The organism is Microbispora sp. H10830, assembly GCF_014161375.1.
Taxonomy (GTDB): Bacteria; Actinomycetota; Actinomycetes; order Streptosporangiales; family Streptosporangiaceae; genus Microbispora; species Microbispora catharanthi.
On sequence record NZ_JABBWX010000003.1, the window covers coordinates 508,932 to 534,316 of the forward strand.

A 25,385-nucleotide genomic window follows, 5' to 3' on the forward strand; every position below is an offset into this window, starting at 1 on the left:
TGTACGAACCAGTAACCCTGGTGCAAATATGTGGCCGTGCGTCGACAACTCGACAGCCGGTTCGTGCGTCTTGACCCCCCTGACTACGACGCTGACAACGACGACCCCGATCGGGACGAACGCCTGATCCGGGAGCTGTACCGCGAGTTCGGCGGTCCGCTGCTGCGTCACGTGCGCAAGACGACCGGCAACGACCTGCAATGGGCTGAGGACGTCGTCCAGGAGACGCTGGTGCGTGCCTGGCGTAACTCGGCGAAGCTGACGTGGGAGCCGCCCCTGCTGTGGGCGTGGCTCCTCACCGTCGCCCGCCGCATCGTGATCGACGGGCGCCGCAGGCGCGGCGTACGGCCGAGGGAGGTGGAGGCTCCCGAAGAGGACAGCATCGCCGTACCGGACGGCTCGGACCGGACGCTGGCGGCCATCGTGGTCGCGGACGCGCTGCGGCACCTGTCGAGTCAGCACCGGGAAGTTATCGAAGAGACATACTTACGCGACCGGACGGTAAGCCAAGCGGCCGAGGTTCTGGGCATTCCACCGGGTACCGTGAAATCGAGGCTCTTTTACGCCCTGCGCGCGCTTCGCACGGCCCTGAAGGAGAGGGGGGTGGCCAGCTGATGTCCGCGTCGTCGCCGCACTTCGACGTGGCAGCGTACGCCCTGGGAGTGCTGGACGACGACGACGCCGAGGCATTCGAGCGGCACCTCGACGAATGCGCGCCATGCCGGGCGGAACTGCTGGAGACCCAGGAGCTGCCCGGCATGCTCGACGCCGTCAAGGACGGCTCCGTCTCCTCCTCGGAGCGTTCCCACCCCTGACCGGCCCGCGCCGGCGGCCCGCGACGGACGGTCTCGGGACGGACGGCCCCGCCAGGGTGAACGTGCCCTCCCTGCGGACCGTGTGCCAGCGCAGCCGGGCCCCCAGGACCGCGGTGGCCACCGACTGGATGACGACCAGATACATCAGCTGCCGGTAGACGAACTGCTGCAGCGGCAGCACCCACAGCACCGAGGCCCGTTCGCCGTCCAGGCGCAGCGCGTACCAGCCGGTGAGCGCCTGCACCGCGACGAAGCCGGCCCACACCGCGACCACGGGCAGGGGATCGCCGACGAACAGCCCGTAGAGGGCCATGACGTCGACGACGGGGGCCAGCAACGGCAGGATCACCTGGAACAGCGTGAGATATCCGAGGCATCGCCGGCCGAATGGACGGCGCTCCGCGACCGCGCCGCGATGCTTCCAGATCGCCTGCAGCGTGCCGTAGCACCACCGGTACCGCTGCCGCCACAGCTGGCCGAGCGAGGCGGGCGCCTCGGTCCACGCGCGCGCCCGCTCCTCGTAGACCACCCGCCAGCCCGCCCGGCTGATCGCCATGGTCAGGTCGGTGTCCTCGGCGAGCGTGTCCGCGCTGACGCCGCCGGCCGACGCGATCGCCTCGCGGCGGAACGCGCCGATCGCCCCCGGCACGGTCGCCATGCAGCCGAGCAGGTCGAAGGCGCGCCGGTCGAGGTTGAACCCGATGACGTACTCGATGTGCTGCCAGCGGCCGATCATCCCGCGCCGGTTGCCGACCTTGGTGTTGCCGCTGACCGCGCCGACGGTTCGGTCGGCGAGCGGGCGTACGAGGGTCCCGATGGTCGAGGGTTCGAAGACGGTGTCGCCGTCCACCATGACCAGGATGTCGTGGGCGGCGTGGGCGATGCCGGTGGTGAGCGCGGCGGGCTTCCCGGCGTTCGGCTGCCGGATCACCCGGACTCCGGGCAGGCCGAGCGAAGCGACGATCCGCCCGGTCTCGTCGGCCGAGCCGTCGTCCACGACGACGACCTCGACCGGGCCGGGATAGTCGGTCCTGACCAGGGACCGGACCGTCGCCTCGATCCCCGCCGCCTCGTTGTAGGCGGGCACGATCACCGAGACCGGCGGCGTGGCCGCCCAGTGGGGAACGCCGGCGTTCGCGGATCTCCCGCGCGTCCTGCGGGCGTGCGCCCACGCCAGCGCGACGAAGAGGGCCAGCCGGAGCAGGGTGAGCACGCCGGCCGCGGCGAGGAACCAGCCGAGCACCTCGACGAAGGTGAAGGAGGCGCGCTGGGCCAACGCCAGGACCGTGCCGAGGACGCGCTCGTCGGGGGAGGCGGCGGTGTGCGCCGTGGGGAGCCCGACGGCGTCCGTGAGGGTGGTGGCGGTGTATCCCTTCTTCTCCAGCCGGGTGAGCAGCCGGTCGACGGCGGCCAGCGTCCGGGCGCGGTCGCCGCCCGAGTCGTGGAACATGATCACTGCGCCCTCGCCCTCGACCGTGCGCGCGAGCGACGCGAGGACCATCTCGTCCACGGGCGGGCGGCTCCAGTCCTGGGTGTCCACGTCGGTGAACGTCACGAGGTATCCCTCGTCGCCGAGCAGCCGCATGGTGGCGAGCTGCCCGTACCCGACCGCTCCCGGGGCCGAGGAGTACGGGATGCGGGCGAGGCGGGTGTGGATCCCGGTCGCCGCGGCCAGCGTCTTCTGCGTCAGGGACATCTCCACGCGGACCCGCCAGGCCGGCACCGCGCCCAGGTCCGGGTGGGTGTAGGTGTGGTTGCCGATCTCGTGCCCTTCGGCGACCACGCGGCGGGCGAGTTCGGGGTGCTCGGCGACGTGGGCTCCCAGGACGAAGAAGGTCGCCTTCGCGTGGTGCTCGCGGAGCAGGTCGAGCAGCCGGGGCGTCCACCGCGGATCGGGTCCGTCGTCGAAGGTGAGCGCCACCCGGCGAGGCTTGGGCCGCGCGCTGAGCGGCCGGGATCCCGAGACGTTGACCAGGGGGCCGCCGGAGCGGATCTGTTCCAGCTCGGCGGAGTCGCCGAAGTCCGCCGGGGGCGGCTTGGTCTCGCCGACCACGTTGTGCGCGTACGCGTTGAGCAGCAGCGCTCCGGCCATGAGCAGCGCGGCGATCGCGGCGAGGAACCAGTGGCCGCGCGGCTCGGCGGGTCTCCGCTCGGCCGGTCTGCGCCGTCGTCTCATCGACGCATCACTGGGAGGCCCCCGGCTGCTGGGGAGGTGTCTGGACGGTGCTGGGCTCCGCTGCCGGGGTCCGCGTCGCCTCCTCCGCCGGCGCCGTGGTCTGCTCGACCTCGGGAGCCGACGGCGCGGGCGTGGACTCACCGGACGCGGAGATCTCCACATCCGGCTTCCGACTCGCAGAAGGCGTCGTGCTCGGCCTCGGGCTCCTCCGGAAGGAAGGAGCGGCGGAGGGCACCCTGCTCGGCGGCCTGCGCGCGGAGGGAGTCCGCGGCGCGGGAGCCGCCGTCGCGCGCGGCGTGCCGCTCGCCCGGGGGACACGCCTGTGCTCGGCCCTCCGGGACGGGGTGGGGGAACCCGCGGGGGAGCGTTCCACGACCTGCTGCCCCTGCGTGCCGAGCCATCCCATCGGAGGCAGCTCGGGGCCGGCCAGTGCTCCGCTCACCAGAGTGAGAGTCAGCGCGAGGACGACGATCGCCCCGCCGACCGCGGCGGCTGTCAAGATCTTGGCCCGGCGCCCGCTCTGGTCCACGAAGACGGCCGCACGCTCCGGACGATGATCTTTCACAGCGCATGATCGTACGTGAATCGAAAGCAGCTTCGAGAAGTTCAAGCCGTTTTGTGATCAGGCATTCGCGATTTCCCGATGCCCGGTGCGAGGGCCTCCCGTCGGCGGCGGTCGTCTCCGGCGGCTGTATGCGCATGAGACCCCTCGGCGGAGGCGTGGCTGGTTAAATGGGGCAAGGTCAATCCCCTGATTGCGAGCGCGCGACGAAGTTGACGTTTGTGCCGTTATGGGGTGGTATCGGGGGCGGTGGTGCCGGGCTTTCGGTCAATGGGGACCGGAAGGGACGCGCCCATCGTGGAGGAGTGGCGCATGCCTGCGACGCCGTATGGCCGGGCCGGGTCCGGGGACGTGCTTCCCCCGCCCCGCAGCTTCGGTGAGGAGGGCGGGCGCCTGTCCTATGGCGGCTATCTCCGCCTGCCCGAGCTGCTCGGCCAGCAGGAGCAGCGGTCGGGGGCCAGCGACGAACTGCTGTTCATCACCGTCCACCAGGTCTACGAGCTGTGGTTCAAGCTCCTCCTGCACGAGCTGGAGCGAATCAGGGACGCGATGATCGAGGGCGCGCTGTGGCGCGCCCGGCATCTGTTCCGCCGGGTCCACGCGGTGGAGAAGGTCCTGGTCGACCAGGTCCAGGTGCTGGAGACCATGACGCCGCAGGACTTTCTGGAGTTCCGGTCGGTGCTCGCTCCCGCGAGCGGCTTCCAGTCGGTGCAGTTCCGCGAGCTCGAGTTCCTCTCGGGTGCCAAGGACCCGGCGTACCTCGGCCGGCTGAGGGACGCGAGCGAGGCGGAACTCGCCAGGCTCCGGCGTCGGCTCGCCGAGCCGACGCTGTGGGATGCTTTCCTCACCGCCCTCTCCCAGCGCGGCCTGCCGGTCTCCGACGAGGAGATCATGGAATCCCTGCTGGCCGTGGCCCGTGACCGGGGGTCGTACGACGATCTGTGGGACCTGGCCGAAGATCTCCTCACCCACGACGAGACGACCGCGCTCTGGCGGATGAGGCACGTGCAGATGGTGGAGCGCCAGATCGGCACGAAATCCGGTACGGGAGGCTCCTCCGGGGCACCGTACTTGAGGGGAAGGGCGCGTTTGCACTTCTTTCCCCTGCTCTGGGAACTCCGGGCCTGGCTTTGAATCCTCACAAGGGAGTGAGTAGCGACATGCCGCTCGAAATGGCGCTGAATCGGCAGGAATCGGATGAAGCGCTGGACGAGCTTCTCCGCATCGCCGCCGAGAGGTGCGCGCACGCGCCGGGAGCGCTGCACGTGGAGGGCGAGGACCCCCTGGCCTTCCTGAGGCGGTACTACCGCAATGTCCCGGTGGAGGACCTGGCCGACCGCGACCCGGTGGACGTGTACGGCCCCGCGATGGCCCACCGCCACCTGGCCCAGCACCGGCCGCAGGGACGCGCCCTGGTTCGCGTCTACACCCCCACGCTTGAGGAGTGCGGCTGGGACCCGGGCCGCACGGTGGTCCAGATCGTCACCGACGACATGCCGTTCCTCGTCGACTCGGTGACGACCGAGCTGGACCGGCACGAGATCGGCACCCACCTGATCGTCCACCCCCAGATGCGGGTGCGCAGGGACATGACGGGTGAGCTGCTCGGCCCCGACAGGGAGAACGTGACCGGGCAGGACGTCCGCGAGTCGTGGATGCACATCGAGATCGACCGGCAGGCCGATCACGGCGTGCTCAAGGAGCTGGAGAGCGACCTGCAGCGGGTGCTGCTCGACGTGCGCTGCGCGGTCGAGGACTTCGCCAAGATGCGGGCGCTGGCCGTGCAGACCGCCGAGGACCTGGCGGTCAACCCGCCGCCGCTCGACCCCGCGCAGGTCGAGGACGGCATGGAGCTGCTGCGCTGGCTGGCCGACGGCCACTTCACGTTCCTCGGCTACCGCGAATACCGGCTCGAGGACACCGACGGCGGCGCCGCGCTGCGCGGCCTGCCCGGCACCGGGCTCGGCATCCTGCGGGCCGACAAGGCCGGATCGGCCAGCTTCGCCGCCCTGCCGCCGAAGGTGCGGGCGAAGGCCCGGGAGAAGCAGCTGCTGATCGTCACCAAGGCCAACAGCCGGGCCACCGTCTACAAGCCCCACTACCTCGACTACGTCGGGATCAAGGTCTTCTCGCCCGAGGGCGAGGTGATCGGCGAGCGGCGGTTCCTCGGGCTGTTCACCCACGTGGCGTACAACGAGTCGATCTCCCGGATCCCGGTCCTGCGGCGCAAGCTCGCCGAGGTGCTGGAGCGTGCCGGGCTGTCGCCCGACAGCCACGATGGCAAGGATCTGATGGAGATCCTGGAGACCTACCCGCGCACCGAGCTCTTCCAGATCTCCGTGGGCGAGCTGCTGCCCATCGCGCTCGGCGTGCTGCGGCTGCGCGAGCGCAAACAGGTCAAGCTGTTCCTGCGCCGCGACGACTACGGCCGCTACATCTCCTGCCTGATCTTCCTGCCACGCGACCGCTACACCACCAAGGTCCGCCTGCACATGCAGCGGATCCTGATGAAGGCGCTCGGCGGCTCCTCGCTCGACTACAGCACGATGATCGGCGAGTCGGCGCTGGCCCGGCTGTACGTCGTGATCCGCGGCGAGCGCGGAAAACCGCTCGGCGAGACGCCGGTCGACGTCGAGGAGCTGGAGGCGCGGCTGGCCGCCACCACCCGCACCTGGGAGGACGACCTCGCCGCCGCGATCGGCGAGCTGTGCCCGGAGGAGGACGCGCCCCGGCTGCTGCGCCGCTACGGCACCGCCTTCCCCGAGGGCTACAAGGCCGACTTCCCCGCGCGTACGGCCGTCGCCGACCTCAAGCGGCTGGAAGCGCTCGGCGAGGACCCGAACGCCATCGGCATGAACCTCTACGAGCCGTACGGCGCGGCGGAGGGGGAGCGGCGCTTCAAGCTCTACCGGCTGGGCGCGCCGATCTCGCTGTCGCGGGTGCTCCCGCTGCTGCAGCGGATGGGCGTCGAGGTGGTGGACGAGCGGCCGTACGAGATCGACCGCGACCACGACCCCGACACCAGGGACGCTTGGATCTACGACTTCGGCCTGCGGTACACCCCCTCGGAGGAGGTGCACCGCGACGAGTTCAAACGGCTCTTCCAGGACGCGTTCGCCGTCCTGTGGCGCGGCGAGGTGGAGAACGACGGCTTCAACGCGCTCGTGCTGGCCGGCGGGCTCACCTGGGAGCAGGCCGAGATCCTCCGGGCCTACGCCAAGTATCTGCGGCAGGCCGGGACCACGTTCAGCCAGTCGTATATAGAGAGGGTGCTGCGCGGCAACGTGCGGCTGGCCCGGCTGCTGGTGCGGCTGTTCGAGGCCAGGCTCGACCCGCGGCGGCCGGACGACGGCAGGCCGGAGGTCTGCGACGCGCTGACCGAGGAGATCCTCGCCTCGCTGGACGAGGTGGCCTCGCTCGACGAGGACCGCATCCTGCGGGCCTACCTGGAGATGATCCAGGCGACGCTGCGCACCAACGTCTTCCAGGCCGCGCGCGACGACGGGCGCGACGCCGGGGACGCGGGCAGCCAGTTCGTCACCGGCAGGCGCAAGCCGTACATCTCGCTGAAGGTCGATCCGCAGTCGATCAGCGTGCTGCCGCTGCCCCGGCCGAAGTACGAGATCTTCGTGTACTCGCCGCGGGTCGAGGGCGTGCACCTGCGCTTCGGCAAGGTCGCCCGCGGCGGCCTGCGCTGGTCGGACCGCATGGAGGACTTCCGCACGGAGATCCTCGGCCTGGTCAAGGCGCAGATGGTCAAGAACACCGTCATCGTGCCGACCGGCTCCAAGGGCGGCTTCGTCGTCAAGCGGCCCCCCCAGCTCAAAAACGGCGCGGGAGGGCGCGACGAGTTCCTGGCCGAGGGCGTGGCCTGCTACCGCCAGTTCATCTCCGGCCTGCTCGACCTGACCGACAACCTGGTCGCGGGGGAGGTCGTGCCGCCGCCCGACGTCGTGCGGCACGACGGCGACGACACCTACCTCGTGGTGGCCGCCGACAAGGGCACCGCGACGTTCTCCGACATCGCCAACGAGGTGGCCAAGGAGTACGGATACTGGCTCGGCGACGCCTTCGCCTCCGGCGGGTCGGTGGGCTACGACCACAAGGCCATGGGCATCACCGCCAGGGGCGCCTGGGAGTCGGTCAAGTACCACTTCCGCACGCTCGGGGTGGACGTGCAGAGCACCGACTTCACCGTGGCCGGCGTCGGCGACATGTCGGGCGACGTGTTCGGCAACGGCATGCTCCTGTCGGAGCACATCCGGCTCGTGGCGGCCTTCGACCACCGGCACGTGTTCGTCGACCCCGACCCGGACGCCGCGCGGAGCTTCGCCGAGCGGCGACGGCTGTTCGAGCTGCCCAGAAGCTCCTGGGACGACTACGACAGGTCGCTCATCTCGGCGGGCGGCGGCGTGTGGCCGCGCACCGCGAAGTCGATCCCGGTCTCGCCGCAGACGCGCGCCGCGCTCGGCCTGCCGCACAACGTCACCGCGCTCGCGCCGAACGACCTGATCAGCGCGATCCTGCGGGCCCCCGTCGACCTGCTGTGGAACGGCGGCATCGGCACGTATGTCAAGGCGTCGTCGGAGACCCACGCCGACGTGGGGGACAAGGCCAACGACGCGCTGCGGATCAACGCGGCCGACCTGCGCTGCAAGGTCGTCGGCGAGGGTGGCAACCTCGGCTTCACCCAGCGCGCCCGGATCGAGTTCGCGCTGAACGGCGGGCTGATCAACACCGACTTCATCGACAACTCGGCCGGTGTGGACACCTCCGACCACGAGGTGAACATCAAGATCCTGCTCGACCAGGTCGTCCGCGACGGCGACATGACCGACAAGCAGCGCAACCAGCTCTTCCTCGACATGACCGACGAGGTGGGCAGGCTGGTGCTGGAGGACAACTACGCCCAGAACGTCGTGCTCGCGGCGGCCCGGGCGCAGGCGCCGGAGATGCTGCACATCCACGCCCGCTACCTACGGAGGCTGGAGCGCGAGGGGCTGGTCAACCGGGAGCTGGAGTTCCTGCCGTCGGACAAGGTGCTCGCCGAGCGGCGCCAGGCCGGGCTCGGGCTCACCAACCCCGAGTTCGCGGTGCTGCTCGCCTACACCAAGCTCGTGGTGGACGCGGAACTGCTGCAGTCGGACATCCCCGACGACCCTTCGCTGGCGTCGTGGCTGGTGTCGTACTTCCCCTCGGCCCTGCGCGACCGCTTCCGGGCGTACATGGACTCCCACCCGCTGCGCCGGGAGATCATCACGACCCGGATCGTCAACGACGTGGTGAACTTCGGCGGGACGAGCCTGGTCTACCGGTTCGGCGAGGAGACCGGCGCCTCGACGCCCGACATCGTGCGGGCCTACCTCGTGACGCGGGAGGTCTTCGACCTGCCCTCGTTCACGCGCCAGATCGAGGAGCTGGACAACGAGGTGGACACCGCGACCCAGCTCGCCATGCTGCTGGAGGGCCGCAAGCTGTCCGAGCGCGGCACCCGCTGGCTGCTCGGCAACCGCCGCCCCCCGCTCGACCTCGCCTCCACGGCCCGCTACTTCATCGAGGGCGCCGGGGGCCTGCTGCCCCACCTGCCCAAGCTGCTGACCGGCCCCGACCTGGCGGCGTACGAGGAGCGCAGGGACTCCTTCGTGGCCAGGGGCGTGCCCGGCGAGCTGGCCGAGCGGGTCGCCGCGATGGTGCCGGCCTACTCCACGTTCGACCTCGTGGAGATCGCGGCGTACACCGGCCGGCCGGTGAGCGAGGTGGCCGAGGTCTACTTCGACCTGGCCGACCGGCTCCAGCTCGCCCGGCTGCGCGAGCGGGTGATCGCGCTGCCGCGCGACAGCCGGTGGAACTCCATGGCCAGGGCGGCGCTGCGCGACGACCTGTACGCCGCCCACGCGACGCTCACCAGGGACGTGCTGATCCACAGCCGGCCGGGCCTGTCGCCGGAGGAGCGGCTGGCGAGCTGGACGGAGGCCAACCAGGCCGCGGTGACGCGGTCGCGGCAGACGCTGTCGGAAATCTGGGAGAGCGACACCTTCGACCTGGCGACTCTGTCGGTCGCGCTGCGCGCGGTGCGGACGCTGGTGTCCACCAGCAACCTCCCGCACGCGGAGGCGTGACCGCGCTCGGCGATCAGCGGTTGGAGCCGCTGGTGACGATGCCCTCGTAGCCGACGACGTGCGCGGGCGCGGTGGACACCTTGGGCGGCACCGCGCTCACGTACTGCTGGGTCTCGACGATCTGCCGCTTCTGCCGGATGAACAGGTCCTTGGTGTGGCCCAGCAGCCAGCGGGCCGCCGCGGGGATCGTCACCGGGCGCCCCTCGCCGCACTTCGGGATGGGGTTCCATGAGGACGTGCGGATCAGCGTGTACAGCATCATCGCGCCGCCGTCGCGCGTGCGCAGCGCGAAGATCGGGTAGTTGGGGGCCGAGGCGAAGATCGACTCGTAGGCCATGCAGTCGTCGTCCTTCGCCGTCGCCTTGGTCTTGACGATCTCGTCGTAGAAGCCCGTCGTCTGCGGGCCGGGGGCGATCAGCCCGGAGGCGTAGCCCTTGGGGCCCTCCTCGGCGACCGTGGCGTGCAGCGGGCCCATGAGGTTGGGGCTGATGGCCACCGAGGCGTCGCGCGACTCCAGCGCCGTGGCGTACCCGTCCGCGTCGAGGGCGACCGAGGGCGGTTTCTCGCCGGGGTAGAGCAGGGACGCGAAGCTGTTGAGCCACCGCTCGTCCCGGCCCTGCCGTACGAACGTGAACACGCCCGTGCGGACCTCGCCGGACGCGTCCCGCCGCCGGGCGGTGGCCGCGAACCAGACGGTCGAGCGGCCGCTCTGCCGGGGCACGAGCACCGTACGGCGATCCCAGGTGTAGCGGGCGGGCTTGCCCTCCTGTGAGTGGATGTCGGCGATCGTGATGGGCCGCTGGCCGTCCTGGGTGAGCAGGAGCTCCCACCGGTCGGCCCCGGCCAGCCGTAGCACGTCGTCGGTGTCGAGGAACGCGTCGAGCGCCCGGGACGCCTCCTCAAGCGTCACCGCGAGGGGGCTGGGCGACGGCGACGGGCTGTCGGCGGGACTCGGCAGGGCGGAGGTGGCCGCCGCCGGGCTGGCCGTCGGCCGGGCCGGCTCCCCGCCGGAGCAGGCGACGGCCGTACAGGTGACGAGGGCAAGAGCCAGCGCACTCCGAACGACCCCGTTCACGCCAGCCTCCCCATGCAATCGATCCACATGCTACCGACGCGTGCTGCCTGACCGGGTCTCCGATTCGCGTACCCTTTACAGACGTGGCAGTCATCGATCCAGCCGAAGAGATCAACGAGCTTAGCGGCACGCTGAAGGGCATTCAGGACGTGCTCGACCTCGACGCCCTGCGCAAGCAGATCGCCGAGTTGGAGGAGCAGGCTGCCGCGCCCGACCTGTGGAACGACCCCGAGCAGGCCCAGCGCGTCACCAGCCGGCTCTCCCATGTGCAGGCCGAGGTCAACCGTGTGGACGGCCTGAGCCGCCGCCTGGAGGACCTGCCGGTCCTGTTCGAGCTGGCCGCCGAGGAGGGTGACGCCGACGCGCTCGCCGAGGCGGAGAAGGAGCTCGCCGCGCTCAGGTCCGAGGTCGGCGCGCTGGAGGTGCGCACGCTCCTGTCGGGCGAGTACGACGCCCGCGAGGCCCTGGTGACCATCAACTCCCAGGCGGGCGGCGTCGACGCGGCCGACTGGGCCCAGATGCTGCTGCGCATGTACCTGAGGTGGGCCGAGCGCAAGGGCTACCCGGCGGAGGTCTACGAGACCTCCTACGCGGAGGAGGCCGGCATCAAGTCCGCCACCTTCGCCGTGAAGGCCCCCTACGCGTACGGCACGCTCAGAGGCGAGCACGGCACCCACCGGCTGGTGCGGATCAGCCCGTTCGACAACCAGGGCCGCCGGCAGACCTCGTTCGCGGGCGTGGACGTGGTGCCCGTGGTCGAGCAGACCGACCACATCGACATCAACGAGGACGACCTGCGCATCGACGTCTACCGGTCGTCCGGGCCGGGCGGCCAGGGCGTGAACACGACCGACTCGGCCGTGCGGATCACCCACCTCCCGACCGGGATCGTGGTCTCCTGCCAGAACGAGCGGTCGCAGCTGCAGAACCGCGCGACGGCGATGGCCGTCCTCCAGGCCAAGCTGCTGGAGCGCAAGCGCCAGGAGGAGGCCGCGGCGATGAACGAGCTGCGCGGCGAGACGACGACGTCATGGGGCACGCAGATCCGCAACTACGTGCTGCACCCCTACCAGATCGTCAAGGACCTGCGTACGGGTGTGGAGGCGGGCAACCCCACCGCCGTGCTGGACGGCGACCTCGACGAGTTCATCGAGGGCGAGATCCGCTGGACGCGCCGCCAGGAGTCCGGTGACGGTCAGTAACCGCTGACGTGCGTGAGCGCGACAAGCGCCACGACCAGTAGCACGACAAGCGCGATGACCAGGGGCGACAGCCCCATGAATCCGTGGTGGTGAACCTTGGCGCGGCCCTCGCGGCAGACGGGGCAGCGCCCCTCCACCACGGGGCCCGCGCACGCGGCGCAGATCAGATGTTCGCAGCTCATAGCAGCTTTACCGCCCCATCGCCCAAGGGCTAATCGTTTTGTTTCCGTTATGGACGTTCCATGCCAGTGTTACCCCTAGACTGGCCTCTGGCCAAACGGAACGTCGATCCAGAGCAAAGTGACCGGCGACCCCCGTACCGGCCGTCCCACCCCCTAGACTGGCTAGCCGTGATGCGCCCGTGATCCATTTCGATAATGTCACCAAGGTCTACGCGAACCAAAACCGGCCCGCCCTCGACCACGTGAGCGTGGATGTCGACAAGGGCGAGTTCGTGTTCCTGGTCGGTCCGTCAGGGTCGGGGAAGTCCACCTTCCTCCGGCTGGTCCTGAAGGAGGAGCGGCCCAACAGCGGCTCCATCCACGTGGCCGGCAAGGATCTGTCGAAGCTGTCCAACTTCAAGGTGCCGCACCTGCGCCGCCGCATCGGCTGCGTGTTCCAGGACTTCCGGCTGCTGCCGAACAAGAACGTCTACGAGAACGTGGCGTTCGCCCTGGAGGTCATTGGCAAGCCTCGCCGCTTCATCCGCAAGGTCGTGCCCGAGGTCATCGAGCTCGTCGGCCTCGAGGGCAAGGCGCACCGCATGCCGGAGGAGCTGTCCGGTGGCGAGCAGCAGCGGGTCGCCATGGCCCGCGCGTTCGTCAACCGGCCGATGATTCTGCTCGCCGACGAGCCCACGGGAAACATCGACCCCGCCACGAGCATCGGCATCATGAAGGTGCTCGACCGAATCAACAGGACCGGCACGACCGTCCTCATGGCGACACACGACGCCGCGATCGTCGACTCCATGCGCAAGCGCGTGGTCGAGCTCGAGGACGGCAAGATCGTCCGCGACCAGTCGCGCGGCGTGTACGGCCAGGCGTATTAGGAGTAACTGGGACCATGCGGGCCAACTTCATCTTCTCCGAGGTCTGGATCGGCCTTCGGCGCAACCTCACGATGACCATCGCGGTGATCGTGACAGTGGCGGTCGGCATGGCGCTGCTCGGCGTCGGACTGATGATCAATTCCCAGGTCTCGAAGCTGACCGGCTTCTGGAGCGACAAGGTCGAGCTGTCGGTCTACCTGTGCACCAAGGGCTCTCCCTTCGAACCCTGTAAGAACAGGGGCGCGGTCACACAGGAGGAGAAGGGCACCCTGGAGCAGACGATCAAGGCGCTCCCGGACGTCGAGCGGGTGCAGTTCGAGAACCAGGCCCAGGCGTTCAAGAACTTCCAGAGCACCGAGAGCAACACGCTGCTGCTTTCGGTGACCAAGCCCGAGGACATGCCGGAGTCTTTCCGGGTCAAGCTGAAGGACCCGGAGAAGGCGGCGGCCGTCGCGAGCAGCCTCAAGGGGCAGCCCGGCGTCTCCAACGTCGTCAACGAGCGCGACCTGCTCCAGTCGGTCTTCGGCTTCATGGACACGCTGCGCAACGTGGCGCTCGGCATCGCGATCCTCATGGTGATCGCGGCCACCCTGCTGATCGGCAACACGGTCCGGCTGTCGGCGTACAACCGCCGAAGGGAGACCGGCATCATGCGGCTGGTCGGCGCCTCCAACATCTACATCCAGCTTCCGTTCGTGCTGGAGGGCCTGATCGCCGGCCTCATCGGCGGCGTCCTGTCCGGTGTGATCCTGATCATCGTCAAGGTCTTCATCTTCGAGTCGATCCAGACCTACATGGCCGCGCCCCTCGGCTGGGACACGGTCGCCGGCGTGATCACCGGCACCATGGCCGTCGGCGTGCTGATCTGTGTGCTCGCCTCGTTCGTCACCCTGCGCCGCTACCTGCGGGTGTGATCCCGCACCGGCCGCGCAGCTCGTTTCCGCCCTTCGCGGCGACGGTAGGCTCCCCTTATGCCACGTGAGACCGGGCGCAAGCTGATCGCCCAGAACAAGCGTGCCAGGCACGACTTCTTCATCGAGGACACCTACGAGGCCGGGCTCGTCCTGACCGGCACCGAGGTCAAGTCCCTGCGGGCGGGAAAGGCCAACCTGACCGACGGCTACGCCTCGGTCGAGGGCGGCGAGGTCTGGCTGATCAACGTGTACATCCCGGAGTACAGCCAGGGCACCTGGACCAACCACGCCGCCCGGCGCACGCGCAAGCTGCTGCTGAACCGCAAGGAGATCGGCAAGCTCGACGCGACGCTGAAGGAGAAGGGCCTCACGCTGATCCCGCTGTCGATGTACTTCAAGGACGGCCGGGCGAAGATCGAGATCGGCATCGCCAGAGGCAAGAAGGACTACGACAAGCGACAGACGCTCATGGAGAAGCAGGCCGGCCGGGAGATGGCGCGGGCCATGTCGAACGCGGTCCGCCGCCGGGGGGGCCGTTAGGCCGTGTCCTTCCGATCATTCGGGGTCGTCCGGGCGAGAGCCGTACGGGCCGCGCTCGCGCTGGGGCTGACCGCGCCCCTGCTGACCGGCTGCTTCGAGGAGCCGTCGCCGCACGAGGCGGTGCGCGACTTCCTCGTCGGCTGGCAGACGGGGGACTACGCGGCCGCCGCGCGGCGGGCCGACGGCGACCAGGCGGCGGTGCGCAAGGCGCTTGAGGACGCCCGGCTGCAACTGGACGCCGCCTCGATCCGCTTCTCCCTGCGCGGCATCAGCCAGGACGGCGACGCCGCGCAGGCCGGCTACCACGCCGAGGTGGACCTCGGCGAGAACAACCCCCTCTGGCAGTACGACGGGAACCTGCCCCTGCACCTGGTCGGCAGCCAGTGGAAGGTGCGGTGGTCGCCGAGCGTCGTCCACCCCGACCTGCACCCCGGGCAGCGGCTCGCGGTCGCCACCGTCCCCAAGGGCCGCAGGCCGGTCCTCGACCGGAACGGCAGCCCGTTGCAGGACGAGACCGTCCTGCACGTCGCCGGGGTCTACCCCGCCAAGGTCAAGGACCCCGGCCGGCTCTGCGACCAGCTGTCGAAGGTCACCGGCTTCGCCCAGGACCGCCTGCTGAGCCGCATCCTGTCGTCGCCCCCGCAGGACTTCGTCCCCCTCGCGACGTTCGGGCGGACGAAGTTCGCCCAGATCAGGTCCAAGCTGGAGGCCATCCAAGGTCTGGAGTTCCAGATCGACAACCCGCCGGTCGCTCCCAAGTCGCCCACCCAGATCGTCGGGGTGGTCACAGCCATCACCCCGGAGGCGGAGCAGCGGCTCGGCGGGCCGCAGCGGGCCGGCGACACGCTCGGCCGGGACGGCCTGCAGAAGGCCTACCAGGACCAGCTCACCGGCTCGACCGAGACCCGGGTCGTCATCCTCGACAACGCCACCGGGCGACTGGTCAAGGAGCTCAAGGCGTGGCCGGGGCGGGAGAACTCGTCGGTCCAGACCACGATCGACAGCCGCCTGCAGAGCGTGGGGGACGCCGCGGTGGCGGGGCCCCGCCCGGCCGCGCTCGTCGCGGTGCAGGCATCCACCGGCCAGTTGCTCGCCGTCTCCACCAACCAGTTGCACCAGGAGAAGGACGCACTGGCCGGCAAGTTCGCGGCCGGCACCGCCTTCTCGGTCGTCGCCGCGGAAGGACTGCTCCAGTCGGGCCTCGACCCGAAGCAGAAGGTGCCGTGCAGCGCCGATCGCACCGTGGGCGGAGCCCGATTCCAGCAGCCCGGCGTCGACGGCGTGATGACGCCCACCTTCCAGACCGACTTCGCGCAGGGCTGCGTGACCGCCCTGGCGTCGCTGGCGCGGCGGATCAGCGGGCAGCGGCTGTCCGCCAGCGCGAGCCAGTTCGGCATCGGCGGCGACTGGAAGCTGCCGCTGAAGACGTTCAGCGGGTCGATGGACGCCCCTGACGGCGACGCCGCCATCGCGAAGATCATGGCCGGGCAGGGCGCCCGCGTGAGCCCGCTGGCGATGGCCCTCGTCGCCGCGGCCGTCAAGTCCGGCACGTGGCGGCCGCCGGTGCTGGTGACCTCGCCCGTCGCTCCCGACCCGGCGGCCGGGGACGGCGTCACGCAGGCCGCCGCGCAGCCCGTGACGCTCGATCCCGCGATCATCGCGAAGCTGCGCACGCTCATGCGGGCCGGTGTGACGTCCGGCGCGGCCTCCGCCGCCTCCGCCCCCGGCGACCCCGTGTACGGCGTGGCCGCCGAGGTCACGCAGACGGAGAAGAAGGAGCGCACCAAGCTCTCGTGGTTCGTGGGCTGGCAGGGGGACGTCGCGGTCGCCGTGCTGGCGCAGAGCGGCGATACGGCGGCCGCTTCGGCGATCGCCGGGAGCTTCTTCCGCGACGCCCAGCCCCAGACCTGAAAAATGCTCGGAGGCGAGCAACCATCAGGGCGGCGACCGGCGTCTTTCTAGGTGACTGGGACCCGCTTGGGGGGTTGCGGGCCCAGTCGCCGTGATGAGGACAGGGCTCCATCTCGGGGGGAGCCCTGCCCGTCTGGACCGGCTCGACCCTGCCGGTCGGCCCCCGGGGGCGCGCGCCAGAGGCCGCGTTCCCGGGGGCTTCGGCGTCTCACCGGCCCACCGGCCCACCGGCGCACCGGGGGGAAGGAATTCGAGTCGCGTCGCCGGTGTTGTCATGAGTAAGCTTGTGAAGCCAGGCCCTCGGGTCTGGGTTGACAACTGCACAGGGGGTGACCGGTTTCGACTTCGGCATTGCAAGTCAGGGGAAGCGGGTCGGGGACTGCGGACATAACCCCGTCAACACTGTGACCGCAAACAAATAAGTGCCAATAAGAAGAGCACTGAGGTGAGCCAGGCTTCCCTGGCTCTCGCCGCCTAAGCAGCGAGAAACCTCTGTCAGCCCGGGAGTGCCTTCGGCCCGGAACTGACATCGCTAGAAGGCTCAACCGTCCGGCCCGGTCACGGGGTCGTACGGGAAACCAAACAGTGACTGGGCCCGTCGGCGACTCGCCTGTGAGATTGCCGGGGCCGAGAAAAGCGCAACAGGCTGCACCCGGAGAAGCCCTGTCTTGGTGTTGAAGGACGCGGGTTCGATTCCCGCCACCTCCACATCTCCGCGGAAGGGCGGGGAGGAAGCGAACGCTTCCTCCCCGCCCTTCCGCTGTTTTCCGCAAGGTCACCGCGGCCTGTCGGCGCCCACCTCCGGAGTGGCTCTCAGGTATGACGAGTACTGTCGGGGACGGTACATGGGAGGGGTCTGCCGTGGGGGAGCCGAGAATCGTGGTGCGGCGATCGTTGCCGTCGGAGCCTGCCGTACGGGGATCGGCCTCGTTGTTCCTGACGGAGGCGCAGCGGCAGGGGGTGCGGGCCGGGCGCAGAATGCTGTACGTCGGTCCGGAGCCCGCGTCCGAGCATGTGGCCGCCGGGCTGCGGGTCGAGCCGGGCACGCCGGTGCTGGCCCGGCGCAAGCTGCTGCTCGCCGGTGACGTGCCGGTGCGGGTCGCCACGAGCTTCCTGCGGCTCGACCTCTTCGCGGACACGCCGCTGTGCGAGCCGGGCTTCCTCGCGCCGAGCCTGCAGGCGCGCATCGAGGAGCTGGGCCACCGGTTCGGGCGGGCGGAGGAGCACCTGGTGGCCCGGCCGCCCCGGGGCGACGAGGCGGCCACGCTGGAACTGGACGCTCACCCCGCCGGCGGAGTGGGCGAGTGGGTGGTCCAGATCGTGCGGGCCGCCTATTCGGCCGACGACCTGCCGATCCACGTGCTGGAGACGGTCTGCGCCGCCTCACGGCACGTCTTCGACATCGTTCAGGTGAGCGGCGCCGACGAGTTCTGAGCGACGTAGGCGTCGATCTCCGCGAGCAGGGCCGAGGTGCCCTCGGCGCCGAGGAAGGACGCCTTCACCGCGGCGCGGGCCAGGTCGGCGACGCCCTTCTCGTCGAGGGAGAGCAGTTCGGCCGCCACGGCGTACTCCCGGTTCAGGTCTGTGCCGAACATCGGCGGGTCGTCGGTGTTCACCGTGATCGGCACCCCGGCCGCGACCAGCGCGGGAAGCGGGTGCTCGGCCAGGCTGGGCACGGCCCGCGTGCACACGTTCGAGGTGGGGCAGACCTCCAGCGTGATCTCGTGCTCGGCCAGGTGCTCCAGCAGCGCCGGGTCCTCCACGCTGTGGATGCCGTGCGCGATCCGCTCCGCGCCGAGCTCGCGTACGGCGTCCCAGACGCACTGCGCGCCGGTCACCTCGCCGGCGTGCGGCACCGAGTGGAGCCCGGCGGCGCGGGCCGCGGCGAAGTGCGGGGCGAACAGCGACCGGGGCACCCCGTGCTCCCCGCCGCCGAGCCCGAGGCTGACGAGCCCGTCCGGCCGCTGGTCGAGCGCGAGGGAGAGCGTCTGATCGGCGGCCGGGACCCCGAAGTCGCCGGGGATGTCGAAGCACCAGCGCAGGACGGTGCCGTAGTCCGCCTCGACCCTGTGGCGGGCGTCCTCGATCACCTCGCAGAACTCCTGCGGGGCGAAGCCCCGCACCAGATGGAGCTGCGGCGTGATGGTGAGCTCGGCGTACCGCACCTGCTGGGCGGCCATGTCGCCGCCCACGCCGTGGATCAGCGTCCACAGGTCGTCGGGCGTCCTCACCAGGTCCACGACCTGCAGGTAGACCTGCAGGAAGTGGGGGAAATCGCGGAAGTCGTAGAACGCCTCGACCAGCGCGGGATCGGCGGGCACGGGCGTGAATCCTTCGTGCCGTGCGGCGAGTTCGGCGACGATGCGCGGAGACGCCGCGCCCACGTGGTGCACGTGCAGTTCGGCCTTGGGCAGCCCGGCGATGAACCGGCTGAGTTCCGGGGAGATCACGGACCGACCGTAACAACCAGGTGGGAGCCCCCTCCAAGAGAATTCGCGGTATCTCACACCACTTTGTCAGGATCGGGGTCATCCCCCGGCCGGTAGCTCGCTGAGCACGACGGTGACCGTGCTCCTGGTGCCGTCCGGTTGCATCAACTCGACCCGGGCCTTGTCGCCCGGCTTCAGCGTCACCAGGACCTGCGACAGGGCGCTGGCGGTGGGCGTGGGCGTGCCGTTGACCTTCACGATCACGTCGCCGGGGCGGATGCCCGCCTTGTCCGCGCCGCCGCCGGGGGACACCGAGCCGACGGCCACGCCGATCGGGTTGCCGTCCGCGTCGACCGCCGTGCCGACCCGTACGCCGAGGGCCGCCCGATGGCTGTTGACGACCCGGCCGTACCTGATGATCTGACGGGCGATGTCGGTCGCGGTGTCACTCGGGATCGCGAAGCCGAGGCCGGGCGCGGCGCCCAGGTTGGGGTCGACGGCGGCCAGCGTCGGGATGCCGATGACCTGGCCGGACAGGTCCACCAGCGCGCCGCCGCTGTTGCCGGGGTTGATGGGCGCGGAGGTCTGGACGGCGTTGGTGATGGTCGCGGCCCCGCCGCCGGCGTGCCTTTCGCCCGTCACGGTGCGGCCCAGGGCCGACACGATGCCCTGGGTCACGCTGCCGGAGAAGCCGAGCGGGTTGCCCATCGCGAGCACGATCTGCCCGACCTTGAGGTTCGCGGAGCGGCCGAAGGTCGCGGGTGTCAGCCCGTTCTTGTTCTCGACCTGGATGATCGCCAGGTCGCCGGGGGGATAGGAGCTCACCAGCCTGGCCTTCCTCGGCTTGCCGCCGGTCGCCAGCGTGACCTGGAACTCCTTGGCGGCGCCCACGACGTGGGCGTTCGTCAGGATGTGGCCGTCGGTGTCGTAGACGATGCCCGAGCCCAGCGCCTGTCCTGTGGTGATCTGCACGATCGACGGAAGGACCCTCTTGATGACCTGCTCGTAGGCCGTCTCGAGCTCGATGGGGCGGGTCGGGACGGGCGCGGCCGTCCCCGTCTTCGGGGGCGCCGCCGGAGGGGAGGTCTCGCCCGGGGCGGTTCCCGGCGCGCATCCCCCCGCGACCAGCGCGGCCACGGCCGGGGCGGCGACCGTACGGAGGACCTTCCGTGAGAGCTGCATAGTCCCCTGTCTACCTGCGGGAACGGTCGCCGCAAGGCGGCACGCCGGACCCGGCGCAGGTCATGACGGGTGCCCGGGACAGCCGATACCCGGGCGCTCCGAGCACCCGCGCTCCGAGCACCCGCGCTCCGAGTAATCCGAGCGCACGGCCACGGCCTAGCCAGCGAATATTCCTCTAGAATATGGTTCTACAAGGACCTAGTGCTGGAGGATCTAATGGCGATCGGGCTGAGCGAGGAGCACGAGGCGCTTCGCGAGTCGGTGACCGGATGGGCCGAGCGGGCCGTGCCCGCCGACGTCGTGCGAGGCACGGTGGGTGTCCTCGCCGATCCGGGAACGGAGGAGCGCCCGGCCTTCTGGCCCGCTCTCGCCGGACAGGGGCTGCTCGGGCTGCACGTCCCGGAGGAGTTCGGCGGCTCCGGCTACGGCCTCCTGGAGGCGGCCGTGGCGATCGAGGCGCTGTCGGAGCGGGTGGCGCCCGGTCCGATGGTGCCGACCGTGCTCGCCAGCGCCGCGATCCTCGCCTCCGAGGGCAAGGCGCAGGCCGAGCTGCTGCCCGGGCTCGCGGACGGATCGCTGACCGGCGCGGTGGCGCTCGGCGGCGAGATCACCGGTGTCCGCGACGGCGACGTCCTGACGATCAGCGGCGCGGCCGGGTTTGTCCTCGGCGCGGCGGTCGCCGACGTGCTGGTCCTGCCGGTGGCGACGGACGGCGGCGAGGAGTGGGTGGCCGTCGACGCCGCCCAGGCGACGGTCACCGCGGTCAAGTCGCTCGACCTCACCCGCGGCGTGGCCAAGGTCGAGCTGGACGGCGTAGGGGTGCCCGCCGAGCGGGTGCTGACCGGCCTGACCGGCGCCGAGGTGCGCAACATCGCCGCGATCGTCCTCGGTGCGGACGCGGCCGGGGTGGCCGCCTGGTGCGTGTCCGCCGCCGCCGACTACGCGAAGGTCCGGGTGCAGTTCGGCCGCCCGATCGGCCAGTTCCAGGGCATCAAGCACAAGATCTCGCGGATGCTCGTGGCGCTGGAGCAGGCCAGGGCCACGGTCTGGGACGCCACCCGGGCGGAGGGCGCCGAGCGCGACTACGCCGCCGCGATCGCCGCCGTCATGGCGCCCGACGCGGCCGTGCAGTGCGCCAAGGACGCGATCCAGACGTTCGGCGGCATCGGTTACACCTTCGAGCACGACGCCCACCTGTACTACCGCCGGGCGCTGACCGTCCGCGCGCTGCTCGGCTCCTCCTCCGAGTGGTCCGACCGGGTGGCCGCGCTCGCGCTCCAGGGCGTCGCCCGGGAGATGGAGATCGACCTGCCGGAGGAGTCGGAGCCGCTGCGCGAATCCATCCGGGCGGAGCTCGCCGAGATCGCCGCCCTGGAGGGCGTCGAGCAGAAGCGTGCCCTGGCCAAGGCGGGCTTCGTCATGCCGCACCTGCCCAAGCCCTGGGGCCGCGCGGCCTCCCCGCTGGAGCAGGTGCTCATCCACCAGGAGGTCAGGGCGGCCAAGATCAAGCCGCCGCAGATGATCATCGGTGCGTGGGTGGTGCCGTCGCTGGTCACCTACGGCACGCCGGAGCAGCAGGAGCGGTTCCTGCCGCCGACGCTGAGCGGCGAGCTGATCTGGTGCCAGCTCTTCTCCGAGCCGGGGGCAGGCTCCGACCTCGCGTCGCTGCAGATGAAGGCGGAGAAGGTCGAGGGCGGCTGGAGGCTCAACGGCCAGAAGATCTGGACGTCGGTGGCGCACGTCGCCGAGTGGGCCATCTGCATCGCCCGGTCCGACACCTCCAAGCCGAAACACGACGGCATCACCTACTTCCTGGTGGACATGAAGGGGCCCGGCGTCACCGTGCGGCCGCTGACCGAGATGACCGGGGAGAACCTGTTCAACGAGGTGTTCCTCGACGACGTCTTCGTGCCGGACGAGCTGGTCGTCGGCGAGGTCGACGAGGGCTGGCGGGTCGCCAGGAACACGCTGTCGAACGAGCGGGTCTCGCTGTCGTCCGGCTCGGGCGGCACCGGCGCCTCGGCACCAGACCTGCTCGGCCTGACCGGCCGGCTGGGCCGCGAACTCACCGCCGCCGAGCGGCAGGACCTGGCCCGCGTGGTGTGCGAGGCGCACTCGATCAACGCGCTGTCGCTGCGGGTGACCCTCAAGCAGCTCGCCGGCAGCGAGCCGGGCGCCGACGCGTCGGTGCGCAAGCTGCTGTCCACCGCGCACGCGCAGCACGTCTCCGAGGTGGCGGTCTCGCTGCTGGGCCCGGCCGCCGTCACCGCCGCCGACTGGAAGCTCGGCGACGCCGGCTACTGGAACCGCGCCGTGCTCGCCACCCGCGCGATGACGATCTACGGCGGCACCACGGAGGTGCAGCTCAACATCATCGCCGAGCGCATGCTCGGCCTGCCCCGCGACCCGGAGCCGGGCAAGTAGCCCCGGCCGCGGCAGGTCGCGCGGGCCCCTCGTGCGCCCGCGCGACCGGCCGCCGGCGCGGACGTACACGCGGGCGGCGCGACAGCCGTGGGCGCGGGCCGGGGTCAGCCGCCGCCGTGGCGCGGGCTCGTCCCAGGGGCAGGATCGCCGAGGTCGAGCCGGCCCAGTTCGGTTCTGGAGGCGACGCCGAGCTTGGGAAAGGCCTTGTGCAGGTGATAGCCCACCGTACGCGGGCTCAGGAAGAGCCGGGCGCCGATGTCACGGTTCGTGGCGCCCCGCGCGGCCAGGCGGACGATCTGCAGCTCCTGCGGGGTCAACAGGCCGGCCACGCCCACCGCGCGGGCGGCGCTGGACACCTCTCCTGTGGCACGCAGTTCGGCTCGGGCACGCGTGGCCCAAGGGCGGGCGCCGGCGCGTTCGAACATGTCCAGCGCCTGTCTGAGGTGGATTCTGGCGTCGGCCTTGCGCCGGTTTCTGCGCAGCCACTCTCCGAACAGGAGTCTGGTGCGGGCCTCCTCGAACGGCCGCCCTCCGTTGAGGTGCAGGCTGACGGCCTGGACGTAGTCGCTCTCCGTCTCCTCATCCCGCGCGGCGGTCAGCGCTTTACAGCGCAGGGCGACGGCGCGCGCCCAGGGCTGCCCGGTGGCGGTGGCCCATTCGTCGAATCTGGCGAGCGGTGCCGTGGCCCGTTCGGGCTGCTCGCACCGGACCGCCGCCTCCACCAGGTCCGGCACGAACAAGGTGGTCGTGAGCTGGTGGCGGACGGTGCCGGTGATACCCGTCTCCAGATGGTCCAGTGCGGCCTGCGCCCTGCCTTGTCCGAGGGCGAGCAGGCTCTGCGCCCAGACCGCCCAGGCCAGGCTCGACACGTTGCCGTGGCCGATGGCGTGGGCGCGAACGCGGCTCGTGAGATGTTCGCAGGTCCGGTCGTCGCCGGAGACCGCGGCGAGCCACGCGAGCACACCGTGCAAGTGGTCGACGCGGTGATGCTGCCCGGTGTCCTCGGCGATGCGCACGGCTTCGGTGGCCGACGCCTTCGCGTCCTGGAACCGGCCCAGGTAGAGCTGGCTGCTGGCGAGGTTCTGCAGCGCGTGCGGCAGCCAGCCGATCATCGCCTGGGCCCGGCAGTCGTCGGCCAGGCCGGCGGACAGGTCCAGCGACGTCTCGTCGTCGCCCACCATGAAGGCCATCGACGCGATGATGAGCCGTTCTCCGGGGCCTGCCGGCTGGGATCGCCTGGCGTCGGCGAGTGCCGCGTGGATGGGCACCAGCCCGCGGGCGGGATCGCCCGCCAGCAGGGCGGCCAGGCCGGTCATCGCGGCGATGACCGGGTGGAGGGGATGCCCGGCCGGCAGCTCCAGGGCGTGGAGGCGGTCGACGGCCTGCGCGGCCAGTTCGGGCGCGCCGGCGAACCAGGCGTCGCGTACGGCTTCCACCAGCATGGACGCGGCCATGGACGGGTCCGCGGCCGCGATGGGAGCGGCGGCGGTCATGAGGATGCCGTGCGCGACCCGCGGTGAGCCCTGCTCGAACTCGACGGCCGCGCGGACTCCCGCGAGCTTGGCCTGCTCGCGCGGATCGTCGGTGAGCAGGGCCGCCCGGTCGGCCAGCGCGCGGGACCGTAGGAGCTGACCGGCGTCCATCGCCGCCTCGGCGGAGCTGATGAGCCGGCGCACCCGCTCGCGCGGGTCCGGGGACAGCTGCGCCGCGCGCTGGTAGGCGGCGGTCGTGGCGGCGTGGCCGCTTCTGCGCCTGGCCCGCTCGGCCGCGTGCTCCAGCTCGGCGGCGACGGCTTCGTCGGGTTCGGTGCACGCGGCGGCGAGATGCCAGGCCCGCGCGTCGGCGTACCGGCCTCCGTCGGCGGCTCCCTCAAGCGCGGCGGCCAGTGCCCGGTGCGCGGCCACGCGCCTGGTGAACGGCGCTCCCTGGTAGGCGGCCGCCCTGATCAACGGGTGGCGGAAGGCCAGCTCCCCGTCGACGCGGATGAGCCCGGCACGCTCACCCGGTTCGGCCGCGTCGGCGCCGACGCCCAGCCGCTGCGCGGCCGCGAGGATGACGGTGAGGTCGCCGGTGCTCTCCGCGGCCGCCACGAGCAGCAGGGTCCGGGCGGGTTCGGGCAGGGCGTGGATCTGCGTCTGGAAGGCCTCCTGCATCCGTCCGGTGAGCGGGAGCGGGCCGAGGTGGTGGGCGAGCGGATCGACGTGGCCGGCCCGCTGTTCTGGCGTGAGCGCCGCGGGAAGCTCGATGAGCGCGAGCGGGTTCCCCTCGCTCTCGGCGAGGATGCGGTCCCTGACGTGCGGCGCCAGCGTGCCGGTGGTCTCATTCAGCAGCGTGGCCGCGTCCGCCGGGCCGAGGCCGCCGAGCCTCATCTCGGGCAGGCCGGTCGGCCCGAATCCGTGGCTGCCGTCGCGGATGGACAGGATCAGCGCCACCCCTTCCGCGTCCAGCCGCCGCGCGGCGAAGAGCAGAGCGTCGGCCGAGGATCGATCCAGCCACTGGGCGTCGTCGACCAGGCACAGCAGGGGCCCGTCGCCGGCGAGCTCGGACAGCAGGGTCAGCGCGCCGAGACCGACCAGGAAGCGGTCGGTCGCGGTGGATGCGGCCATGCCCAGGGCTCCTCTGAGGGCGTCCGCCTGCGGGACCGGCAGCCGGTCGAGCCGGTCGAGCCCGGAACGCAGCAACAGGTGGAGTGCGGCGAACGCCAGCTCGGTCTCGCTCTCGATGCCCACCCCGCGCAAGGTCCGCATCCGTGTGGCGGAGGCATTGCGTGCCGCGTGGTCGAGTAGCGCCGACTTGCCGATCCCCGCCGGTCCGCGAACCACCAGAGCGCCGCTTCGGCCGTCCCTGGCCTCGGCCAGCAAGTGATCGATGCGATCGGTTTCGGCGCTACGCCCGTACAGCACGGGACGATCCTATTGAGGACGTGACGTATGTCCGCTTCGGCATGACCGGTCACGTGACAGATTACGGGCGGGCGCCGCCGCC

At 71.0% G+C, this 25,385-nt stretch carries 18 protein-coding genes and 1 other RNA gene; 12 read left to right on the forward strand and 7 right to left on the reverse strand.

The window, feature by feature from the left end; translation table 11 throughout:
- Positions 1-30: 30 nt before the first annotated feature.
- Together HHX35_RS11625 and HHX35_RS11630 are read left to right on the forward strand one after the other, a co-directional pair.
- Positions 31-615 carry a sigma-70 family RNA polymerase sigma factor gene (locus HHX35_RS11625; protein ID WP_310739029.1) on the forward strand — a complete coding sequence of 195 codons (585 nt, stop codon included), beginning with the start codon at positions 31-33 and terminating at the stop codon, positions 613-615.
- Positions 615-815: a zf-HC2 domain-containing protein gene (locus HHX35_RS11630; protein WP_182898821.1), complete on the forward strand. Its 201-nt coding sequence runs from the start codon at positions 615-617 to the stop codon at positions 813-815. Before HHX35_RS11625 ends, HHX35_RS11630 begins: the two co-directional genes overlap by 1 nt.
- Here the strand turns inward: HHX35_RS11630 and HHX35_RS11635 are convergent.
- A complete protein-coding gene (locus HHX35_RS11635; protein ID WP_182898822.1) occupies positions 772-2,991 on the reverse strand; it encodes a bifunctional polysaccharide deacetylase/glycosyltransferase family 2 protein in 2,220 nt (739 codons plus the stop codon). The two genes, HHX35_RS11630 and HHX35_RS11635, sit on opposite strands and share 44 nt — an antisense overlap.
- Before the next feature lie 7 nt (positions 2,992-2,998).
- Positions 2,999-3,556: a hypothetical protein gene (locus HHX35_RS11640; protein WP_182898823.1), complete on the reverse strand. Its 558-nt coding sequence runs from the start codon at positions 3,554-3,556 to the stop codon at positions 2,999-3,001.
- Positions 3,557-3,865: 309 nt separating this feature from the next.
- On the opposite strand from HHX35_RS11640, the gene HHX35_RS11645 reads away from it, so the two are divergent.
- Positions 3,866-4,687 (forward strand): tryptophan 2,3-dioxygenase, encoded by an 822-nt coding sequence (locus HHX35_RS11645; RefSeq protein ID WP_182898824.1) that lies wholly within the window; start codon positions 3,866-3,868, stop codon positions 4,685-4,687.
- 26 nt (positions 4,688-4,713) lie between these two features.
- Positions 4,714-9,672 (forward strand): NAD-glutamate dehydrogenase, encoded by a 4,959-nt coding sequence (locus HHX35_RS11650; protein ID WP_182898825.1) that lies wholly within the window; start codon positions 4,714-4,716, stop codon positions 9,670-9,672.
- Positions 9,673-9,685: 13 nt separating this feature from the next.
- Here the strand turns inward: HHX35_RS11650 and HHX35_RS11655 are convergent, their stop codons facing one another.
- Positions 9,686-10,747: a hypothetical protein gene (locus HHX35_RS11655; RefSeq protein ID WP_182898826.1), complete on the reverse strand. Its 1,062-nt coding sequence runs from the start codon at positions 10,745-10,747 to the stop codon at positions 9,686-9,688.
- A gap of 83 nt (positions 10,748-10,830) precedes the next feature.
- Between HHX35_RS11655 and prfB the strand changes: the two genes are divergently transcribed.
- Positions 10,831-11,949: a peptide chain release factor 2 gene (gene prfB, locus HHX35_RS11660; protein WP_182898827.1), complete on the forward strand. Its 1,119-nt coding sequence runs from the start codon at positions 10,831-10,833 to the stop codon at positions 11,947-11,949.
- Here prfB and HHX35_RS11665 read toward each other — a convergent pair.
- Positions 11,943-12,131, reverse strand: a complete 189-nt coding sequence (locus tag HHX35_RS11665; RefSeq protein WP_182898828.1) for a hypothetical protein — start codon at positions 12,129-12,131, stop codon at positions 11,943-11,945. The two genes, prfB and HHX35_RS11665, sit on opposite strands and share 7 nt — an antisense overlap.
- Before the next feature lie 179 nt (positions 12,132-12,310).
- On the opposite strand from HHX35_RS11665, the gene ftsE reads away from it, so the two are divergent.
- The 6 genes from ftsE to HHX35_RS11695 all read left to right on the forward strand — a co-directional run bounded on the left by ftsE (position 12,311) and on the right by HHX35_RS11695 (position 17,799).
- Entirely contained in the window at positions 12,311-13,000 is a 690-nt protein-coding gene (gene ftsE, locus HHX35_RS11670) for a cell division ATP-binding protein FtsE (RefSeq protein WP_079315626.1), read from the forward strand.
- A gap of 14 nt (positions 13,001-13,014) precedes the next feature.
- Entirely contained in the window at positions 13,015-13,914 is a 900-nt protein-coding gene (gene ftsX, locus HHX35_RS11675; protein ID WP_182898829.1) for a permease-like cell division protein FtsX, read from the forward strand.
- 57 nt (positions 13,915-13,971) lie between these two features.
- Positions 13,972-14,454, forward strand: coding sequence for an SsrA-binding protein SmpB (gene smpB, locus HHX35_RS11680; protein ID WP_139573262.1), 483 nt, complete (start codon positions 13,972-13,974; stop codon positions 14,452-14,454).
- A 3-nt stretch (positions 14,455-14,457) separates the two neighbouring features.
- Positions 14,458-16,365, forward strand: coding sequence for a penicillin-binding transpeptidase domain-containing protein (locus HHX35_RS11685; protein ID WP_182898830.1), 1,908 nt, complete (start codon positions 14,458-14,460; stop codon positions 16,363-16,365).
- 325 nt (positions 16,366-16,690) lie between these two features.
- Positions 16,691-17,076, forward strand: a transfer-messenger RNA (tmRNA) gene (gene ssrA / locus HHX35_RS11690).
- Positions 17,077-17,226: 150 nt separating this feature from the next.
- Positions 17,227-17,799 (forward strand): UTRA domain-containing protein, encoded by a 573-nt coding sequence (locus HHX35_RS11695; protein ID WP_310739030.1) that lies wholly within the window; start codon positions 17,227-17,229, stop codon positions 17,797-17,799.
- Here the strand turns inward: HHX35_RS11695 and HHX35_RS11700 are convergent.
- Positions 17,772-18,815: an adenosine deaminase gene (locus HHX35_RS11700; protein WP_310739031.1), complete on the reverse strand. Its 1,044-nt coding sequence runs from the start codon at positions 18,813-18,815 to the stop codon at positions 17,772-17,774. The genes HHX35_RS11695 and HHX35_RS11700 overlap by 28 nt on opposite strands.
- Before the next feature lie 78 nt (positions 18,816-18,893).
- Positions 18,894-19,976, reverse strand: coding sequence for a S1C family serine protease (locus HHX35_RS11705; protein ID WP_182898832.1), 1,083 nt, complete (start codon positions 19,974-19,976; stop codon positions 18,894-18,896).
- A gap of 216 nt (positions 19,977-20,192) precedes the next feature.
- Between HHX35_RS11705 and HHX35_RS11710 the strand changes: the two genes are divergently transcribed.
- Entirely contained in the window at positions 20,193-22,400 is a 2,208-nt protein-coding gene (locus HHX35_RS11710; RefSeq protein WP_182898833.1) for an acyl-CoA dehydrogenase, read from the forward strand.
- A gap of 104 nt (positions 22,401-22,504) precedes the next feature.
- Here HHX35_RS11710 and HHX35_RS11715 read toward each other — a convergent pair whose 3' ends face one another.
- Entirely contained in the window at positions 22,505-25,303 is a 2,799-nt protein-coding gene (locus tag HHX35_RS11715; RefSeq protein ID WP_182898834.1) for an AAA family ATPase, read from the reverse strand.
- Positions 25,304-25,385: the final 82 nt, after the last annotated feature.

What these genes read in the sequence shown, in the direction of transcription:
- ftsX (WP_182898829.1), top strand. Translation starts at nt 13,015, where the DNA reads ATGCGGGCCAACTTCATCTTCTCCGAGGTCTGGATCGGCCTTCGGCGC.
- HHX35_RS11665 (WP_182898828.1), bottom strand. Translation starts at nt 12,131, where the DNA reads ATGAGCTGCGAACATCTGATCTGCGCCGCGTGCGCGGGCCCCGTGGTG.
- HHX35_RS11710 (WP_182898833.1), top strand. Translation starts at nt 20,193, where the DNA reads ATGGCGATCGGGCTGAGCGAGGAGCACGAGGCGCTTCGCGAGTCGGTG.
- HHX35_RS11705 (WP_182898832.1), bottom strand. Translation starts at nt 19,976, where the DNA reads ATGCAGCTCTCACGGAAGGTCCTCCGTACGGTCGCCGCCCCGGCCGTG.
- smpB (WP_139573262.1), top strand. Translation starts at nt 13,972, where the DNA reads ATGCCACGTGAGACCGGGCGCAAGCTGATCGCCCAGAACAAGCGTGCC.
- HHX35_RS11630 (WP_182898821.1), top strand. Translation starts at nt 615, where the DNA reads ATGTCCGCGTCGTCGCCGCACTTCGACGTGGCAGCGTACGCCCTGGGA.
- HHX35_RS11650 (WP_182898825.1), top strand. Translation starts at nt 4,714, where the DNA reads ATGCCGCTCGAAATGGCGCTGAATCGGCAGGAATCGGATGAAGCGCTG.
- HHX35_RS11645 (WP_182898824.1), top strand. Translation starts at nt 3,866, where the DNA reads ATGCCTGCGACGCCGTATGGCCGGGCCGGGTCCGGGGACGTGCTTCCC.
- HHX35_RS11635 (WP_182898822.1), bottom strand. Translation starts at nt 2,991, where the DNA reads ATGAGACGACGGCGCAGACCGGCCGAGCGGAGACCCGCCGAGCCGCGC.